The following is a 17,812-nucleotide window of genomic DNA, read 5'->3' as shown; positions in this document are numbered from 1 at the left end:
GTGTCCGTGCCGTCATTCGCGACCGCTTCGCGCCACGCTATCGCATTGTAGTGGGCCGGGCGAAGGGCCCGCCGATCAGGCGTGAGGCGTGAATGCCACCAGCTCGGAACCCTCCTCCACCATCTCGCCCTCGGCATGGTGAATCCGCGCGACGGTGCCATCCACGGGCGCGCGCAGGACGATCTCCATCTTCATGGCCTCGAGCACCAGCAGCGCCGCGTTCTTCTTCACCTCCTCGCCCTCCACGACCATCACCCGTGTGACGCGGGCCGGGATCGGGGCGGTCAGCCGCCCGCCGCCCACGGCCTCGGCGCGCGGCGGGGCGAGGGGATCCTCGCGCGTCACCGCATGGCCGCGTCCGGCCAGGAAGACCGTCAGCTCCGCGCCGTTCCGCGCCAGGCCGAGCCGACGAGAAACGCCGTCCAGCAGAAGCCGCGCGCCCCCCTCATCCTCGATCAGACGCGCCTGCACGGCGCCGTCCGGCAGGTCGATGCGGAAGCCGCCGTCGCGCAGAGGGTGTGCCCGAAGCGTGACGGCGGCGCTGCCATGGCGCAGGCGCAAGTCCTGGCAGCTTTCGCCGTTGAGGCGCCAGGCATCGTTCATCGCCCAGGGCGACCAGGGGTCGGCGGAGGCGCGCGCCACGGCCTGGATCGACGCCTCCTCGTCGCGCAGCGCGGCCAGCGCGGCGGCGGCCCAGATGGCGGCATCCTCGGCGGGAGTGAGCACGGGCTCGGCCGGCAGCAGCGCGGCGGCGTGCCGCGCGATGAAGCCGGTGTCGAGCTCGGCCGCGGCGAAGGCCGGATGGGCGGCGATGGCCCGCAGCAGGTCGAGATTGGTGTGCACACCCCCGACCTCGTATTCCGCCAGCGCCGTCTCCATGCGCCGCAGCGCCGTCGGGCGGTCCTCGCCCCAGACGATCAGCTTGGCGATCATCGGGTCGTAATGCGGCGTGATCGCGTCGCCCTCGCGCACGCCGGTATCGACGCGCACCTGGCCCGGCATTTCGCGCGGCTGGCGCAGATGCGACAGGCGGCCGGTCGAGGGAAGGAAGTCCCGCGCGGGATCCTCGGCATAGACGCGGACCTCGATGGCATGGCCGCGAATGGCGAGGCCCTCGCGCGGCAAGGGAAGGGCTTCGCCGGCGGCCACGCGCAGCTGCCATTCCACCAGATCCAGGCCGGTGATCATCTCGGTGACCGGATGCTCGACCTGGAGGCGGGTGTTCATCTCCATGAAGTAGAAGGCATCGCCCTCGGCGATGAACTCGACCGTGCCCGCGCCGACATAGCCGACCGCGCGTGCCGCCGCGATCGCGGCTTCGCCCATGGCCTGCCGGCGCGCGGGGTCCATCCCCGGCGCGGGCGCCTCCTCGACGACCTTCTGGTGCCGCCGCTGGATCGAGCAGTCGCGCTCGAAGAGCGAGACGGTGTGGCCGAGCGTGTCGGCGAAGACCTGGATCTCGATGTGGCGCGGGCGCGTGAGGTATTTCTCGATCAGCACGCGGTCGTCGCCGAAGGAGGCGAGGGCCTCGCGCTTCGCGCCCTCGATGGCCTCCTGAAGTTCTTTCGGCCGCTCGACGACGCGCATGCCCTTGCCGCCGCCGCCGGCACTGGCCTTGATCAGCACGGGATAGCCGATGCGCCGCGCCGCCTCGGTCAGGATGGGAAGGTCCTGCGCCGCGCCGTGATAGCCCGGCACCAGCGGCACGCCCGAGCGCTCCATCAACGCCTTGGATTCCGCCTTGGAACCCATGGCGCGGATGGCCTCCACCGGCGGTCCGATGAAGACGAGGCCGGCCGCCGCGCAGGCCTCGGCGAAGGCGGCATTCTCGGAGAGAAAGCCGTAGCCGGGATGGATTGCCTCCGCGCCGGATCGCAGGGCGGTGTCGATGATCCTGTCGATGGACAGATAGCTCTCGCGCGCCGGCGCCGGGCCGATCGGCCAGGCCTCGTCGGCGAGGCGCGTGTGCCGCGCGCCGGCATCGGCCTCGGAATAAACGGCGACGGTTGCGATGCCGAGGCGATGCGCCGTGGCGATGACGCGGCAGGCGATCTCGCCGCGATTGGCGATCAGGATCTTGCGGAACATGCGCGTCACATCCGGAACAGGCCGAAGCGCGTTTCCGGCACCGGCGCATTGAAGGCGGCCGACAGGCCGAGGGCGAGAACGCGCCGCGTATCCGCCGGATCGATGATGCCATCGTCCCAAAGGCGGGCGCTGGCGTAATAGGGGTGGCCCTGGGCCTCGTATTGCTCGCGGATGGGGGTCTTGAACGCCTCTTCCTCTTCGGCCGGCCAGGTGCCGCCCTTCGCCTCGATGGCGTCGCGGCGGATGGTGGCGAGCACGGAGGCCGCCTGGGGGCCGCCCATCACGCCGATGCGCGCATTGGGCCACATCCACAGGAAGCGGGGTGAATAGGCGCGGCCGCACATGCCGTAATTGCCGGCGCCGAAGCTGCCGCCGATGATCACCGTGAACTTCGGGACGGCGGCGGTGGCGACGGCGGTGACGAGCTTCGCACCGTCCTTGGCGATGCCGCCGGCCTCGTATTTCCGGCCGACCATGAAGCCGGTGATGTTCTGCAGGAAGACCAGCGGAATGCCGCGCTGGGCGCAGAGCTCGATGAAATGCGCGCCCTTCTGCGCGCTCTCCGAGAACAGGATGCCGTTATTGGCGATGATGCCGACCGGATAGCCCCAGATATGCGCGAAGCCGCAGACGAGGGTGGGGCCATAGAGCTGCTTGAACTCGTCGAGCAGGCTGCCGTCCACGATCCGCGCGATCACCTCGCGCACGTCGTAATTCGTGCGCAGGTCGATGGGTACGACGGCATGCAGTTCCTCGGCGGCATGGCGCGGCGGCACGGGCTCGCGCAATTCCACCGGCGGGCGCTTCACGGTATTGAGGCTCGCGATTACACGGCGCGCGATGCCCAGGGCATGCGCGTCGTTCTCGGCCATGTGGTCGGTGACGCCGGAGACGCGGCTGTGCAGCTCCGCGCCGCCCAGATCCTCGGCGGTGACGACTTCGCCCGTGGCCGCCTTCACCAGCGGCGGCCCGGCGAGGAAGATGGTGCCCTGGTTGCGCACGATGATCGTCTCGTCCGACATCGCGGGCACATAGGCCCCACCCGCCGTGCAGGAGCCCATGACGACCGCGACCTGCGCGATGCCCTGGGCGGACATGGTGGCCTGGTTGAAGAAGATGCGCCCGAAATGGTCGCGTCCGGGGAAGACCTCGTCCTGGTTGGGAAGGTTCGCGCCGCCGGAATCGACGAGATAGATGCAGGGCAGCCGGTTCTGCAGCGCGATCTCCTGCGCGCGCAGATGCTTCTGCACCGTCATCGGGAAATAGGTGCCGCCCTTCACCGTCGCGTCATTGGCGAGGATCATGCACTCGCGCCCGGCGACGCGCCCGATGCCGGTGATGATGCCGGCCGAAGGAACCTCGCCGCCATACATCCCCTGCGCGGCCAGCTGGCCGACTTCCAGGAAGGGCGCGACGGGGTCGATCAGCGCGCGGACACGGTCGCGCGGCAGCAGCTTGCCGCGCGCGAGATGTCGCTCGCGCGCGGCCGGGCCGCCGCCGAGGCGCACGCGCTCGGCCGTGTCGCGCAGGTCGCGGACCAGGGCGCCCATCGCCTCGGCATTGGCGCGGCTGTCGGCGGAGCGCAGGTCCACCGCGGTTTCGATCACGGGCATGGCGGCATTCCTGTCGGGATATCGGATGGCTTCAGCACGACGGCACCGCCGGCCCGGCCCGGTCGATGACGCCCAGGCGCCGCAATTCCGCGATCCGTTCCTCGGACAGGCCGAGCTCGCGGCGCAGAACCTCCGTGGCATGTTGGCTGAGCATCGGCGGCGTTTCCAGGGGCGTCTGTTTCCTGCCGGAAAACCCGATGAGCGGACCGGGCTCGGCGAGAGCCTCACGTCAATCAGTCAGCCGTGCCCGGTCGCCGCGCGTTTGTGCGGAGCGGACAGGATGCCGCCGAGCTGTCGCAGGGGCCTGGAGGATGCGTGGCGCGGGGGGCTCCCATGCGGTTCTGGAAGCGGCGGCCGAATCCCTGATGTCAATATGTGGTGGAAATTCTTTGGCCTTCCACCACATATTGACGATCCGCTTGCCGCGTCGTCTGTTCGATCGAGATTCGAGCCGTCCTTCCACCTCGCCATGGGGCAGGGGCGCACGGCTGGCCGACCCGTCGCGCCGGCCCTTCCATCCAGAGGTTGCCCATGTCCGATTCCGCCTTGACCCATTCCGCCCGGACCGATGGCGCCGACAGCGCGCCCGAGGGCCTGGCCGGCACCCAGGTGATCCGGCGGAACGGGCGGCCCGCGCCCTTCCAGCCCGACAAGATCAATGTGGCCATGACCAAGGCTTTCCTGGCCGTCGAGGGCCATTCGGTCGCGGTGTCCCAGCGCATCCGCGAGGTGGTGGCGGAGCTGACGCGGCAGGTCGCCGATGCGGTCCTGCGGCGCTCGGGCAGCCTGCGCGCCTTGCATGTCGAGGACATCCAGGACCAGGTCGAGCTCGCGCTCATGCGCGGGGGCCATCACAAGGTGGCGCGCGCCTATGTCCTCTACCGCGAGGAGCGGTCGCGCGAGCGCGCGCTGGCCGCGGCGCCGGTCTCGTCCGAGCCCGTCCTGCAGGTCCGGATGCGCGACGGGCGGACGCTGCCGCTCGACCGCGCGGCGCTGGCGCGCGGCGTCGCCGAGGCCTGCGAGGGCCTGGCGGATGTGAGCGCCGGCCCTGTTCTGACCGAGGTCTGGCGCAACCTCTATGACGGCATTTCCGAGGATGAGCTGGCCCAGGCGCCGATCCTCGCTGCGCGTACCCTGATCGAGCAGGAGCCCAATTACAGCGAGGTCAGTGCCCGTCTGCTGCTCGCCACGCTGCGCCGCGAGGCGGCCGGCTTCGTCGAGGGCATTCCCGCCACCAGCCAGGCCGAGATGGCCGCGCGCTATCCGGATTATTTCCGCGCCTATATCGGCAAGGGCATCGCGGTCGGGCTGCTCGATCCCGAGCTGGCGCGCTTCGACGTCGCGCGCCTCGGCGCGGCGCTGCGGCCTGAGCGCGACCTGCAGTTCCAGTACCTCGGCTTCCAGACGCTCTATGACCGCTACCTGCTGCAGACGGGCGGCGTGCGCATCGAGATGCCGCAGGCCTTCTTCATGCGCGTCGCCATGGGGCTCGCGCTGCGCGAGATCGATCGCGAGGAGCGCGCGATCGAATTCTACGAGCTGATCTCCTCCTTCGACTTCATGTGCTCGACGCCGACGCTGTTCAACGCGGGCACGCGGCATTCGCAGCTCTCCTCCTGCTTTCTGACCTCGGTCCCGGACGACCTGGAAGGCATCTTCGGCGCGATCCGCGACAATGCGATGCTGGCCAAGTATTCCGGCGGCATCGGCAATTCATGGACGCGGGTGCGCGGCCTCGGCGCGCATATCCGCGGCACCAACGGCGCCTCGCAGGGCGTGGTGCCCTTCCTGAAGGTCACCAACGACACGGCCATCGCGGTGAACCAGGGCGGCAAGCGCAAGGGCGCGGTCTGCGCCTATCTGGAAACCTGGCACATCGACGTCGAGGAGTTCCTCGACCTGCGCAAGAACACCGGCGACGACCGCCGCCGCACCCACGACATGAACACGGCCAACTGGATTCCGGACCTGTTCATGCAGCGCGTCGAGGCGGATGGCGACTGGACGCTCTTCTCCCCGGATGAAGTGCCCGACCTGCACGAGCTCTACGGCAAGCCCTTCGAAGTGGCCTATCTGGCCTATGAGGCGAAGGCGGCCGCCGGCGGCATGAACGTTCACAAGCGCGTCCGCGCCGTCGAGCTCTGGCGGCGCATGCTGACGATGCTGTTCGAGACGGGCCATCCCTGGATGGTCTTCAAGGACCCCTGCAATCTGCGTTCGCCGCAGCGCCATGCGGGCGTGGTGCATTCGTCCAACCTCTGCACCGAGATCACGCTCAACACTTCCGACACGGAGGTCGCGGTCTGCAACCTGGGCTCGATCAATCTCGCCCGGCACGTGACGCCCGAGGGCATCGACCGCGCGCGGCTGGCGAACACCATCCGCGTCGCGATGCGGATGCTCGACAACGTCATCGACGTGAACTTCTACACCATCCCCCAGGCGCGCCGCTCCAACCTGCGGCACCGCCCGATCGGGCTCGGCCTGATGGGCTTCCAGGATGCGTTGCACGTACTGCGCCTGCCCTTCGCGTCGGAGGAGGCGGTGCGCTTCGCCGATGAGAGCATGGAGGAGGTCAGCTTCCAGGCGATCTCCGCCTCGGTGGATCTCGCCGAGGAGCGCGGCGCCTATGCCAGCTTCCCCGGCTCGCTCTGGAGCCAGGGCGTCCTGCCGATCGACTCCCTCGAATACATCGCCGAGGCGCGCGGCAGCCTGGACCTCGACCGTTCGGCGAAGCTCGACTGGAGCGCGCTGCGTGAGCGCGTGAAGGCCATCGGCATGCGCAATTCCAACGTGATGGCCATCGCGCCGACGGCGACGATCTCCAACATCGTCGGCGCCACGCAGTCCATCGAGCCGACCTTCCGCAACCTCTATGTGAAGGCGAATATGTCGGGCGACTTCACGGTGGTGAATCCCTATCTGGTCCGCGACCTCAAGCGGCTCGGCCTGTGGGACACGGCCATGGTGAGCGATCTGAAGTATTTCGACGGCAGCCTGGGTCCGATCGACCGCATTCCGCAGGATCTGAAGGCGCTCTACGCCACGGCCTTCGAGATCGACCCCACCTGGCTGGTGGAGGCCGCGGCGCGGCGGCAGAAGTGGATCGACCAGGCGCAGTCGCTGAACCTGTACCTGGCCAATCCCAACGGCCGGAAGCTCGACACGCTGTACCGCCACGCCTGGCGCCGCGGGTTGAAGACCACCTATTACCTGCGCACGCAGAGTGCGACGCATGTGGAGAAATCCACGACCAAGACGTCCGACGGCAAGCTGAATTCGGTGAAGGTCGATCCCATGCCCGCCATCCGCGCCGAGGCGGCGCCGGCCGTGTGCATGCTCGACGATCCGACCTGCGAAGCCTGCCAGTAAGGGGCCCCTGACGATGGACACGAATCTTCTCGACTGGACCGATGGGGCCGCGACGCCGGCTCCTGCGCCCGCGACCGGCCTCGGCGACATCGAGGCCGGGGCGGGGCGCGTCTCGGTCGACGACAAGGCGATGATCAATTGCCGCGCCGACGTGAACCAGCTGCTGCCGATGAAGTACCGCTGGGCCTGGGAGAAGTACCTCGCCGGCTGCAACAACCACTGGATGCCGACCGAGGTCTCCATGCAGGCCGACATCGCGCTGTGGAAGTCGCGCGACGGGCTGACGGAGGATGAGCGGCACGCGGTGAAGCGCAATCTCGGCTTTTTCGCGACCTCGGAATCGCTGGTGGCGAACAACATCGTGCTCGCGGTCTATCGTCACCTCACCAACCCCGAATGCCGCCAGTACCTGCTGCGCCAGGCCTTCGAGGAGGCGGTGCATACCCATACCTTCCAGTACATCGTGGAGAGCCTCGGCCTGGAGGAGGGCGAGCTGTTCAACATGTATCGCGAGGTGCCCTCCATCACCGGCAAGGCCGCCTGGGCGCTGAAATACACGCAGAATCTCTCCGATCCCGGCTTCGCCACCGGCACGCTGGAATCGGACCAGGCCTTCCTGCGCGACCTGATCGCCTTCTACGTCGTCTTCGAGGGGATGTGGTTCTACACGGGCTTCGCGCAGATCCTCTCGCTCGGCCGGCGCGGCAAGATGGTCGGCATCGCCGAGCAGTACCAGTACATCCTGCGCGACGAGAGCATCCACCTGAACTTCGGCATCGACGTGATCAACCAGATCCGCGCCGAGAATCCGCGCCTGTGGACGGCCGAATTCGCGCAGGAGGTGCGGCAGATGCTGACGGATGCCTGCGCGCTGGAGATCGCCTATGGGCGAGACACCATGCCGCGCGGCTTCCTCGGGCTGAATGCGGCGCTGTGCGAGCAGTATATGCACTTCATCACCAACCGCCGCTGCGCGCAGCTGGGCATCGAGGCGATCTTTGCCGAGGTGGAGAATCCCTTCCCCTGGATGTCGGAGATGATGGACCTCAAGAAGGAAAAGAACTTCTTCGAGACCCGCGTCGTCGAATATCAGAATGGCGGCGCGCTGAACTGGGACTGAGAGCGGCGGATCAGCTCCGCCGCTTCGCGACCAGGCAGATGACGCCCAAGCCCGCGAGCTGGGCGGCCATGACGTGGAAGGCGGTTTCATACCCGCCGGCCCAGCCCACGAGGACCATGAAGATCAGCGGGCCGCAGACCGAGCCGGCGAAGCCGAAGAGGCTTGAGGCCGAGGTCACGCTGCTGACGAGATGCAGCGGCGCGACCCGCGCCAGCTCCGCGATATGGACCCCGTTCCAGCCGACGGCGGTGAAGCCGACCAACGCCGCCGAGGCATAGAGGATCCAGCGCGCCTCGCCGCCCATCGTCACCATCAGGCAGACGGCCAGGGCCGAGAGGATCGCCTGGATGCCAAGGTGGCGCAGCGCGTTGCCCATGCGGTCGGCCGCCCATCCGAGCGCGACGCGGCCGAACATGCTGGCCCCCTGCATCACGGCGACGACCTGCCCGGCCTCGGCCAGGGAGGCGCCGTGCCGGGTGAAGACATAGGTGGCCGTGAAGGTCATCAGGCAGGCCTGCATGATCGAGAAGGAGGCGCCCACGGCCGTCAGCATCGGCAGGGAGGAATGCGCCCGCAGGGAGCTCACGCAGCTCATCATGGCGGCGGGCTGGACCAGTGCGCGCATCCAGCGCGGGTCGCCCACGCCTCTTTCGCCGTCGAGCCTGACGCGGAAGGGTTGGACGATGAGGCAGCAGGCCAGGAGGATCGCGATGATCACCCCCAGCGTCACGGGCAGGCCGTGGGTCAGCACGAGATAGGGCACGGAGAGCCCGGCCAGGGCGCCGCCGAGCGGCACGCCCGCCTGCTTGATCGAGAAGATGAGCGTCCGGTGCGCCGGGGGCGCCGAGCGGATGAGGATCTGACTGCCGGCCGGCGTGTTCGGCCCATTGCCGAAGCCGATCGCCAGCGAGCCCAGCAGGCCCAGCGCGCCCAGCGGCTGGGACAGCACGACCAGGCCGAATGCCATGCAGACCATGCCGAGCTGGAGCGTGCGGATCGGCCCGTGCTGGTTGAGCATCGGCCCGCCGCAGGCCAGGAACCAGCAGATGCCGGCCGAGGAGATCGCCGAGACCAGGCCGATGCTTTCAGGGGGCAGGCCGGCGCGGGCCATCAGGGGCGGCCCCATCAGCGGAACGGCGATGCTGGAGAAGGCGCAGACGGTCTGGACGAGAAGGGTTCCAACGAGAGCGCTGGCCCAGAGAGGCACCTTCAATTCGTTCCTGCCCTATTTGGCCCGTCGTGATCTCGTCGCGGGCGCCGGCATTCCCCATGCACCGGGCGGGGCAGGGCGGCAAGCGCCGCACGGCGATCCGGCGTGCCGGAATCGCGCAACGGCCCCGGCAAAATTCCCGGCGGCGCTCATGACCGCTGGTCCCGCAGGTTTTTCTTGGTCGACCGATAGACGCGCTGCAGCCCGGACTGGCGACGGCGCTCGGCCTCCTGCGCGGTCCGGTCCTTGGTCAGCCCCGATGCGGTCTGTTCCAGGCTCAGCTTCTGGAAATGCGCCCAGCGTTCTGCGTCGAGGAGGCCCTCGTCCAGTGCGGCGCGGACCGCGCAGCCCGGCTCCGTGCCGTGCCGGCAATCACTGAACCGGCAATCCTGGGCGAGGCGCTCCACGTCTTCAAACACCGCGCTGAGACCGACATCCGCGTCCATCAGGCCGACTTCACGGATGCCGGGCGTGTCGAGGATCAACCCTCCGCCGGGCAGCAGGACGAGCTGGCGATAGCTGGTGGTGTGCCGCCCCCGGGCATCCGAGGCGCGGATGTCCTGGGTGGCCATCCGCTCCTCGCCGAGCAGGGCATTCACCAGCGTCGACTTCCCCACACCCGAGGAGCCGATCAGCACACAGGTCTCGCCCGGCGCGATGTGGCCGAGGAGACCGTCCAGACCAAGGCCCTGGCGCGCCGATACGATGAGCACCGGGCAGCCGGCCGCCAGCCTGGCGATCTCGGCGGCCTCGGCCTCGGGCTGCTCGGACAGGTCGGCCTTGGTCAGCACCACCACCGGCCGCGCGCCGCTCTGCCAGGCCGCCGCGAGGAAGCGCTCGAGACGGCGCGGATTGAGGTCGGCATTCATGGAGGTGACGACGAAGACGACGTCGATATTGGCGGCGATGACCTGCATGGTCTGCACGCTGTCGGCCGCGCGGCGCACGAAGGCCGTGCGGCGCGGCAGGACGGCGTGGAGCGTGGCCGTGCCTTCGGTGGGCTTGGTCGACAAGGCCACCCAGTCGCCGGCGGCGGGATGCCCCCCCTCGCGGGCCTCATGGCGCAGGCGTCCGGAAAGGCGGGCGCTCAGCTGGCCGGCATCCGTGATCACCAGATTGGCTTCGCGCTGCTGGACGATGATGCGTCCGGGGACATAGCCGGCGCGCGCATGGGGCTCGAACGCCAGCCGCAGCGCATCGGACCAGCCATAGTGTTCGATCAAAAGCGGCACTCTCCTGAGGGATGGGCACTATAGCACCGACTGGGCGGCAAGCCGCCCGCCCGCAAAGGGGTGGCTTCCGCAGGCTCGACTGCCGTCTCGCGGCCTGGGCTGAGAACCGCCAGTTCGCTTCAGGCTTTGCGCCTCGACCGAGCGCGACATGAACTTCCAGATGCGCTTGACAGGGTGCCGAATGGAGAGAAACTCTACCGGATGTCCGGTACAGAAAAGAAGCCCAGCGCGAAAACGGCACCCGGCAGGAACGCTGCGGGACCCAGCACTGGGGGAGCGGCGAAACGGGCCGGGGGAACCCTTGGACGACCTAGCCTGCGGCCGTCACTTCTGGATGCCGCCTTGGACATCGTTGCAAGTGACGGTGTGAGCGGACTTACCTACAGGTCACTCTCCATTCGGACCGGTATCACAAAAAGCGGCCTGCTTTATCATTTCAACAGTAAAGAAGATTTACTTGAGGCAATAACGGCGCGACTTATCGAAAGATATGCGGAGGCACGCAGACGTGCGAGCGAATCCCTCTCTGAATCCCCGACCCGGGAACTTGAGGGGTACGCGATATCCTCCATGAACAATCACTCAAATCTGGATTCGGCCAGCGCAAAACTCAAATTATCGGGAGTATGGAGCGGCGAATCTGGCCGCAAATACTTCAAGGAGCGCCTTGAAGGCATGAGCTCCGGGCTTGGTTTCGAGCGTACCTCGATTGTCCATCTCGCCGTCGAGGGATTGTGGTTCGTGGAATTGTTCGGGCTTTCCCCCTTTAGCGACGAGCAGCGTAGTCGGGTGGCGGAAATACTTCTTGATATGGCGGGTGGATCCGATCTTCCGGCAGCATCCTCGCAGTAATGCAACGAAAGTAGAATTTATTCCGGAATAATATAAAATAAAGAGGAAAATAAATATGATTTACAAATCAAATAAGATACTGGCGATGGCAACTTTGGCGGCGATGTTGTTCGCTCAGGGAGCGGAAGTCCATGCGCAACCGCAGATAGGCTCGACACTCGCGACGGTGCGAGAGCGCGGCCATCTCCTGTGCTCGACAGGCGGTGCGAGCCCCGGCTTTAGCGCCTTCGACAGCCGCGGCGTCCCGCAGGGCATCGACGCCGACATCTGTCGGGCCGTGGCGGCAGCCGTCTTCGGTGACGCCAGCCGGGTTCGGTTCGTCACGACCTCGTCCTCGCAGCGCGTGTTGAATCTTCAGTCCGGCGCGGTCGATCTGGCCGCCCAGTCGATGACCTGGACCCACACGCGGGAGGCGGCAAACGGCCTCGTCTTCGCGAGCACCCACTATTACGACGGGCAGGGATTCCTCACGCGCACCTCGCTTGGTCTGCAATCGGCGCGGGAGCTTCAGGGAGCGACGGTTTGTGCCCCTGCCGGCGGCCGGGCCGAGATCAACGCCGCGGAATGGGCGCGGTCTATCGGCCTTCGCATCACGATCATCCTGTTTGATCGCACGGACGAGGTGATTGCCGCCTATGGCTCCGGTCGGTGTGACGCCATCACCAATGACGCCTCCCTTCTGGCGGGTCTCCGCTCGGGTCTGCAGAATCCGGCGGAACATGTCGTCCTCCCGGATCGGATCAGCAAAGAGCCGCTGGGCACCTACGTTCGTAAGGGCGATGACAATTGGCTCGACATCGTGCGCTGGACGGTACAGGCGCTGATCAATGCGGAAGAGCTCGGCATCACCCGGGAAAATTCCGAGCAGATGCTCACCAGCACAAATCCGCTGGTGCGACGGCTGCTCGGTGTCGCGGGCGATCACGGCCGGATGATGGGCCTCGACAACCGCTGGGCGATCTCGGCCATTCAGGCCGTCGGAAACTACGGCCAGCTGTATGACCGTCACTTTGGCGAGGCCAGCCAGACGCCTACACCTCGGGGCATTAACCGGCTCTGGACCGATGGCGGCATCATGTACGGTGCGCCGGTCCAGTAATTCCGAAAATTGACTGGGCGATTTGCGCCGTGTGCCGAAGTTCAGGTCGGATTGAATGGAAGCAGATTTACTGAAGTGAGATCCGTCTCGTAAGTACGAATTTGAGGTTCATGCCAAGGGTATTTTGCTTCGCAGAAGAAGATTCTGCCCTCCCTGTCGTTTGTTCCAGCACCTCGTCCGATTGTCCGGGCGAGGTGCTTTTACATCTACCGCTCACTCGCGACGCAGGTGCGCCTGCACTTTGAGCATCGGGTCACCGATTGGCTCACCCTCCGCCAGTCAACCCCTTTCGGATGGGGCCGTTCGCATCGCTTGGAGCCCCGCCAGGCCGTGCCGCTCCTCCGTTGCAGAACGCGACATCGGTCAACCCTTGCTTACATAAGCATATCATTATGTCGTTTGACTCTGCTCCGGCAATGAGCCTATGGAGGATCGTCTAGGTTCCCCCGGGCGCGTCCTCGCGTCGCGGGGGCTAAGAGGGAATCCGGTGCAGGCGGTTCGCCGCTGATGCCGGGGCTGCCCCCGCAACTGTGAGCGGCGAGCCGAGATCCGGAACCACTGGGGCCTTCGGGCCCTGGGAAGGGGGATCGAGGCGATGACCCGCGAGCCAGGAGACCTGCCTCGACACATACGTCCTCCGGCGGGGTGCCCGGTCAGGTCGCGATTGGCCCGCGATCGGTGCAAACCGCCGCGCGTGGGCGCGCGCCCGGCTGTCCTCGTCACAACGACACAGGTGAGGTTCATGACCGTTTCCGTTGCCACCCTCGGCTTCCCCCGCATCGGCCCGCGCCGCGAGCTGAAGACCGCGCTCGAGCGCTATTGGTCCGGCAAGTCCAGCCGCACCGACCTGCTCGCCGTCGCGGCCGAGCTGCGCGCCAGGACCTGGGCCCGGCAGAAGGCACTGGGCGCCGACATCATCCCGAGCAACGATTTCTCCTTCTACGACCAGGTGCTCGACACCAGCGCCATGGTCGGCGCCGTGCCGGCCATCTACGGCTGGAAGGGCGGTCCGGTGGACCTCGACACCTATTTCGCCATGGCACGCGGTGCCCAGGGCGATGCGCATGCCGAGTGCGGCGCCGGCTGCACCCACAAGGCGATCGACGTCCCCGCCTCCGAGATGACCAAGTGGTTCGACACGAACTACCACTACCTCGTGCCGGAATTCTCCTCGGGCCAGGCCTTCGCGCTCTCCTCCACCAAGGTGATCGACGAGTATCTGGAGGCGAAGGCCCAGGGCGTCGCGACCCGCCCCGTCCTGGTCGGCCCGGTCACCTACCTCAAGCTCGGCAAGAGCCACACCGAGGGTCTGCACCGCAAGGAGCTGCTGCGCGCGCTGCTGCCGGTCTATGCCGAGGTGCTGGGCAAGCTCTCCGCCGCCGGCGCCGAATGGGTGCAGATCGACGAGCCTTGCCTCGTCCTCGACCTGAACGACGAGGAGCGTGAGCTCCTGGCCGAGGCCTATGCGCATCTCGCCAAGGCCGTACCCTCCGTGAAGCTGATGCTGACCACCTATTTCGGCGGCCTCGGCGACAACCTCGAGGCCGCCCTGGCCCTGCCCGTGGCCGGCCTGCACCTCGACCTGATCCGTGCCCCGGATCAGCTGAGCGCCGTGCTGAATGCGCCGAAGGACCTCGTCCTCTCGCTCGGCGTGATCGACGGCCGCAACGTCTGGCGCGCCGACCTCGAAGCCATCCTCGACCGCGTCGAGCCGGTGGTGAAGTCGGGCCGCAAGGTCGTGCTGGCGCCCTCCTGCTCGCTGCTCCACACCCCGATCGACCTCGATGCCGAGAATGCGATCGATCCCGACGTGAAGGGCTGGCTGGCCTTCGCCGTGCAGAAGATCGAGGAGCTTGCCATCCTGGCCAAGGCCTTGAACGAGGGCCGCGCCGCTGTCGCGGACAAGCTCGCCGCCTCGACCGCCGCGGCGAAGCTGCGCAAGACCTCGCCCAAGATCCACGACGCCGCCGTGGGCGCGCGCCTGGCGAAGGTGACGGCCCAGATGGCCCGCCGCCACTCGGTCTTCGCCGAGCGGCGCCAGGCACAGATCGGGGCGTTGGGCCTGCCGGCCTTCCCGACCACGACCATCGGCTCCTTCCCGCAGACCGAGGATGTCCGCAAGGCGCGTGCCGCCCATGGCAAGGGGACGATGACCGACGCCGAGTACAATGCCTTCCTCCGCGAGGAAACGGCCCGCACCGTGAAGTGGCAGGAGCAGATCGGCCTGGACGTGCTGGTGCATGGCGAGTTCGAGCGCAACGACATGGTGCAGTATTTCGGCGAGCAGCTCTCGGGCTTCGTGTTCAGCAAGAGCGGCTGGGTGCAGTCCTACGGCTCGCGCTGCGTGCGGCCGCCGATCCTCTTCGGCGACGTGTCGCGGCCGAAGGCGATGACCGTGGAGTGGTGGAAGTTCTCGCAAGGCGTGGCGACCAAGCCGATGAAGGGCATGCTGACGGGCCCCGTCACCATCCTGAACTGGTCCTTCGTCCGCGACGACGTGCCGCGTTCGTTGGCCTGCAAGCAGATCGCGCTGGCGATCCGCGACGAGGTGGTGGATCTGGAGAAGGCCGGAGCCAAGATCATCCAGATCGACGAGGCCGCGCTGCGCGAGGGCCTGCCGCTGCGCCGCGGCGACTGGCAGCACTACCTCGGCTGGGCGGTGGAGAGCTTCCGCCTGACGGCTTCGGGGGTGGCGGACAAGACCCAGATCCACACGCACATGTGCTACTCGGAGTTCAACGACATCATCGAGGCGATCGGCGACATGGACGCCGACGTGATCTCGATTGAGACGGCACGCTCGAAGATGGAGCTGCTGGGCGCCTTCGCCGAGTACCGTTACCCCGCGGAAATCGGCCCCGGTGTCTACGACATCCACTCGCCGCGCGTCCCGGCGGTCGAGGAGATGACGGAGCTGCTGGAGGCCGCCCGCAGCCGCCTCTCCCCGGATCAGCTCTGGGTGAACCCCGACTGCGGCCTCAAGACCCGGAAATGGCCCGAAACCGAGGCCGCGCTGATCAACATGGTCGAGGCCGCGCGGAAGGTCCGCGCCCTGGTTTCGGCCTGACCTGAAACGCGTGGCCGCTCCGCTCGGGGTGGCCACGCACTACTCCCGGGGGATCTTCCAATGAGCAACATGCCGAATCTGGACTCCACGCTGACGCGCTGGGTGACGTCGCCGCGCGTGCCGACCCTGCCTACGCCGTCGAGCCTTCCGGCCCCCAAGCTGTCCTTCGAGTTCTTCCCGCCCAAGAACGAGAAGCTTGAGGCGGATCTCTGGACCTGCATCCGCCGGCTGGAGCCTCTGGCGCCTCGTTTCGTCTCCGTGACCTATGGCGCGGGCGGCTCCACCCGGTCGCGCACGCATGACACGGTGGCGCGCCTCGCGAAGGAAACCTCGCTGACGCCGGCCGCGCATCTGACCTGCGTGGGCGCGACCCGCGAGGAAGTGGACGAGGTGGCCCAGGCCTATTGGGAGGCCGGGGTACGGCACATCGTCGCCCTGCGCGGCGATCCGCCGGCCGGCGCGGCGACCTACGAGCCCCATCCGGGCGGCTATGCCCAGGCGGAGGACCTGGTGCGGGGCCTGCGCCGGATCGGCGACTTCGACATCAGCGTGGGCGCTTATCCGGAGGTCCATCCGGCCGCACTTTCGGCCGATGCCGATCTCGATTTCCTGAAGCGCAAGATCGACGCCGGGGCGAGCCGGGCGGTGACGCAATACTTCTTCGACACCGACATCTACCTGCGCTTCCTGGACCGCTGCCACGCGGCGGGGATCACGGCGCCGATCGTGCCCGGCATCATGCCGGTCTCGAACTTCGCCAGCCTGAAGCGCTTCTCGGCCATGTGCGGCGCCTCGGTGCCGGACTGGCTGGGCCGGCTCTTCGAGGGGCTGGACGAGGATGTGGACACGCGCCGGCTGGTGGCGGCGACGGTGGCGGCCGAGCAGGTGCGCATCCTGCAGGCCAATGGCGTGGACGAGTTCCACTTCTACACGCTCAACCGGCCCGACCTGACCTATGCCATCGCCCATATCCTGGGCGTGCAAGCGGGCCTTCCGGCATGAGGGTTGCGCTGGGACAAGTTGCTGGCGAGTTGGCCGGACGGCAGCAGCAACACGACGCTGTTCGTCTATGACGGCTGTGACGGCTATGACCTGACGGGGCGGCCACTGAGCGCGCGGCAGAGCATCGACGCGGCGCCGATCACCTATGTTTACGACACGGCCGGCCGCCTGACCTCCGAGACGGACGCCGCCGGCCGCGCCCGCTCCACCGCCTACGACGCGGGCGGCGCAGGCCCGCCTTGTCCGAACCCAGGTGGATGCGTCGCGCCTGCTTGTCTCGAGGTTGCGGGCGGAACAGGACGGCCATTCGAGCGTGCCGGTCGGGTCGGATCTCCTGGCGCGGCAGGCATCCGACCCTTGCCGCAACCATTCGGGCCCAGCGCAGCATTCTCGAAACTCGGCGTGTATCGCTGGGCGGACAGATCTCCGTGCTGAACCAGCGGAACCGACAGCTCCGAGAGCAAATAACGGCCTGACCGGGCAGGAGCGCTCACGCGTGGTGCAGATCCGCCTGCTGCGGCAGGAGTTGGACGGCGTAATGGAGTTGCTCCGCGTCGGCCACGCCACGCGCATTCGAGCTTTGGCCTTGGAGCGCGATGTGGCGCGCCTCGAGGGGGAGCTCAGCGAGCACGCAGCCAATGTCGCGGGGCTGGAGCAGCAGATCAGGGCGAACTCGGCGCCAAGCATCCAGCTGCCAAGGAGATCACCGCGGCAGGCGCGAGATGCCGTGGCGCAGCAGGCAGCGATGTAGCGATGAGCGCGTGAGCCGCGGGATGGTCGCCTGAAGGGCGTAGAGGCAGTCGTCGAGCGGCAGGAGGGTATACCGCCGGAAGGCGACGATGATCGCCTCGTCCTCGGCGGACAGCACGGTCGATTTTGCTTCCCGCGGCCCGGTTGGAAGATCGTCGACGGACCTGCGGCGTTGCCACTTGGCCACGGTTTTCTGGTTGATGCCGTAGCGGGTCGCCAGGGCCCTCAGGCTCGCTTGACTATGTTGGATCGCGCGACGGACCGCCGCTATCGTTGTGGCGCACCCGTGGAGAACCTGACCCATAGCGCGTCCCTCCATGCCTGCGAGAAGGCTGCACCATCAAAGCCTGGGATCAGACAGCTAGTGCGGCAGCAGCTGCATCCGCAGGCGGCTCTCCAGGGCGACG

12 protein-coding genes, 1 pseudogene and 1 riboswitch are annotated in these 17,812 nt (G+C 67.4%); of the genes and pseudogenes, 6 read left to right on the top strand and 7 right to left on the bottom strand.

Going from position 1 to position 17,812, the window contains the following annotated elements:
* Positions 1-75: 75 nt before the first annotated feature.
* From ACO057_RS10530 to ACO057_RS10520, 3 genes are read right to left on the bottom strand one after another with little or no spacing between them, the layout of a single operon-like run.
* Positions 76-2,088 (bottom strand): acetyl/propionyl/methylcrotonyl-CoA carboxylase subunit alpha, encoded by a 2,013-nt coding sequence (locus ACO057_RS10530; RefSeq protein WP_421991389.1) that lies wholly within the window; start codon positions 2,086-2,088, stop codon positions 76-78.
* 5 nt (positions 2,089-2,093) lie between these two features.
* On the bottom strand, positions 2,094-3,701 hold the full coding sequence (locus ACO057_RS10525) for a carboxyl transferase domain-containing protein (RefSeq protein WP_421991387.1): 1,608 nt from the start codon (positions 3,699-3,701) through the stop codon (positions 2,094-2,096).
* Between the two features lie 31 nt (positions 3,702-3,732).
* Positions 3,733-3,855 carry a hypothetical protein gene (locus ACO057_RS10520; RefSeq protein ID WP_421991385.1) on the bottom strand — a complete coding sequence of 41 codons (123 nt, stop codon included), beginning with the start codon at positions 3,853-3,855 and terminating at the stop codon, positions 3,733-3,735.
* A 377-nt stretch (positions 3,856-4,232) separates the two neighbouring features.
* Here ACO057_RS10520 and ACO057_RS10515 point away from each other — a divergent pair, with 377 nt between their 5' ends.
* Both ACO057_RS10515 and ACO057_RS10510 read left to right on the top strand, forming a co-directional pair.
* Positions 4,233-7,073, top strand: coding sequence for a ribonucleoside-diphosphate reductase subunit alpha (locus ACO057_RS10515; protein WP_421991383.1), 2,841 nt, complete (start codon positions 4,233-4,235; stop codon positions 7,071-7,073).
* Between the two features lie 13 nt (positions 7,074-7,086).
* Positions 7,087-8,193, top strand: a complete 1,107-nt coding sequence (locus tag ACO057_RS10510; protein ID WP_421991381.1) for a ribonucleotide-diphosphate reductase subunit beta — start codon at positions 7,087-7,089, stop codon at positions 8,191-8,193.
* A gap of 10 nt (positions 8,194-8,203) precedes the next feature.
* Here ACO057_RS10510 and ACO057_RS10505 read toward each other — a convergent pair whose 3' ends face one another.
* Positions 8,204-9,400: an MFS transporter gene (locus ACO057_RS10505; protein ID WP_421991379.1), complete on the bottom strand. Its 1,197-nt coding sequence runs from the start codon at positions 9,398-9,400 to the stop codon at positions 8,204-8,206.
* A gap of 152 nt (positions 9,401-9,552) precedes the next feature.
* On the bottom strand, positions 9,553-10,626 hold the full coding sequence (gene rsgA, locus ACO057_RS10500) for a ribosome small subunit-dependent GTPase A (RefSeq protein ID WP_421991377.1): 1,074 nt from the start codon (positions 10,624-10,626) through the stop codon (positions 9,553-9,555).
* A gap of 210 nt (positions 10,627-10,836) precedes the next feature.
* Between rsgA and ACO057_RS10495 the strand changes: the two genes are divergently transcribed.
* From ACO057_RS10495 to metF, 4 genes are all read left to right on the top strand, one after another.
* Positions 10,837-11,487 (top strand): TetR/AcrR family transcriptional regulator, encoded by a 651-nt coding sequence (locus ACO057_RS10495; RefSeq protein ID WP_421991375.1) that lies wholly within the window; start codon positions 10,837-10,839, stop codon positions 11,485-11,487.
* 55 nt (positions 11,488-11,542) lie between these two features.
* On the top strand, positions 11,543-12,586 hold the full coding sequence (locus tag ACO057_RS10490; protein WP_421991373.1) for an amino acid ABC transporter substrate-binding protein: 1,044 nt from the start codon (positions 11,543-11,545) through the stop codon (positions 12,584-12,586).
* Between the two features lie 421 nt (positions 12,587-13,007).
* Positions 13,008-13,224, top strand: a riboswitch (cobalamin riboswitch).
* A gap of 104 nt (positions 13,225-13,328) precedes the next feature.
* Positions 13,329-15,653 carry a 5-methyltetrahydropteroyltriglutamate--homocysteine S-methyltransferase gene (gene metE, locus ACO057_RS10485; RefSeq protein ID WP_421991371.1) on the top strand — a complete coding sequence of 775 codons (2,325 nt, stop codon included), beginning with the start codon at positions 13,329-13,331 and terminating at the stop codon, positions 15,651-15,653.
* 60 nt (positions 15,654-15,713) lie between these two features.
* Positions 15,714-16,655 (top strand): methylenetetrahydrofolate reductase [NAD(P)H], encoded by a 942-nt coding sequence (gene metF, locus ACO057_RS10480; RefSeq protein ID WP_421991369.1) that lies wholly within the window; start codon positions 15,714-15,716, stop codon positions 16,653-16,655.
* Between the two features lie 490 nt (positions 16,656-17,145).
* Here the strand turns inward: metF and ACO057_RS10475 are convergent, their stop codons facing one another.
* Together ACO057_RS10475 and ACO057_RS10470 are read right to left on the bottom strand one after the other, a co-directional pair.
* Positions 17,146-17,286, bottom strand: coding sequence for a hypothetical protein (locus ACO057_RS10475; RefSeq protein ID WP_421991367.1), 141 nt, complete (start codon positions 17,284-17,286; stop codon positions 17,146-17,148).
* Between the two features lie 78 nt (positions 17,287-17,364).
* Positions 17,365-17,709 (bottom strand): annotated as a pseudogene (locus ACO057_RS10470) (IS481 family transposase); the annotation flags it as partial.
* Between the last annotated feature and the right edge of the window lie 103 nt (positions 17,710-17,812).

Source organism: Roseococcus sp., assembly GCF_965227005.1.
Lineage (GTDB): Bacteria > Pseudomonadota > Alphaproteobacteria > Acetobacterales > Acetobacteraceae > Roseococcus.
Note: the sequence above shows the minus strand (reverse complement) of the source record. Positions and strands in the feature narration are given on the sequence as shown.

What these genes read in the sequence shown, in the direction of transcription:
- ACO057_RS10530 (WP_421991389.1), bottom strand. Translation starts at nt 2,088, where the DNA reads ATGTTCCGCAAGATCCTGATCGCCAATCGCGGCGAGATCGCCTGCCGC.
- ACO057_RS10525 (WP_421991387.1), bottom strand. Translation starts at nt 3,701, where the DNA reads ATGCCCGTGATCGAAACCGCGGTGGACCTGCGCTCCGCCGACAGCCGC.
- ACO057_RS10520 (WP_421991385.1), bottom strand. Translation starts at nt 3,855, where the DNA reads ATGCTCAGCCAACATGCCACGGAGGTTCTGCGCCGCGAGCTCGGCCTG.
- ACO057_RS10515 (WP_421991383.1), top strand. Translation starts at nt 4,233, where the DNA reads ATGTCCGATTCCGCCTTGACCCATTCCGCCCGGACCGATGGCGCCGAC.
- ACO057_RS10510 (WP_421991381.1), top strand. Translation starts at nt 7,087, where the DNA reads ATGGACACGAATCTTCTCGACTGGACCGATGGGGCCGCGACGCCGGCT.
- ACO057_RS10495 (WP_421991375.1), top strand. Translation starts at nt 10,837, where the DNA reads ATGTCCGGTACAGAAAAGAAGCCCAGCGCGAAAACGGCACCCGGCAGG.
- ACO057_RS10490 (WP_421991373.1), top strand. Translation starts at nt 11,543, where the DNA reads ATGATTTACAAATCAAATAAGATACTGGCGATGGCAACTTTGGCGGCG.
- metE (WP_421991371.1), top strand. Translation starts at nt 13,329, where the DNA reads ATGACCGTTTCCGTTGCCACCCTCGGCTTCCCCCGCATCGGCCCGCGC.
- metF (WP_421991369.1), top strand. Translation starts at nt 15,714, where the DNA reads ATGAGCAACATGCCGAATCTGGACTCCACGCTGACGCGCTGGGTGACG.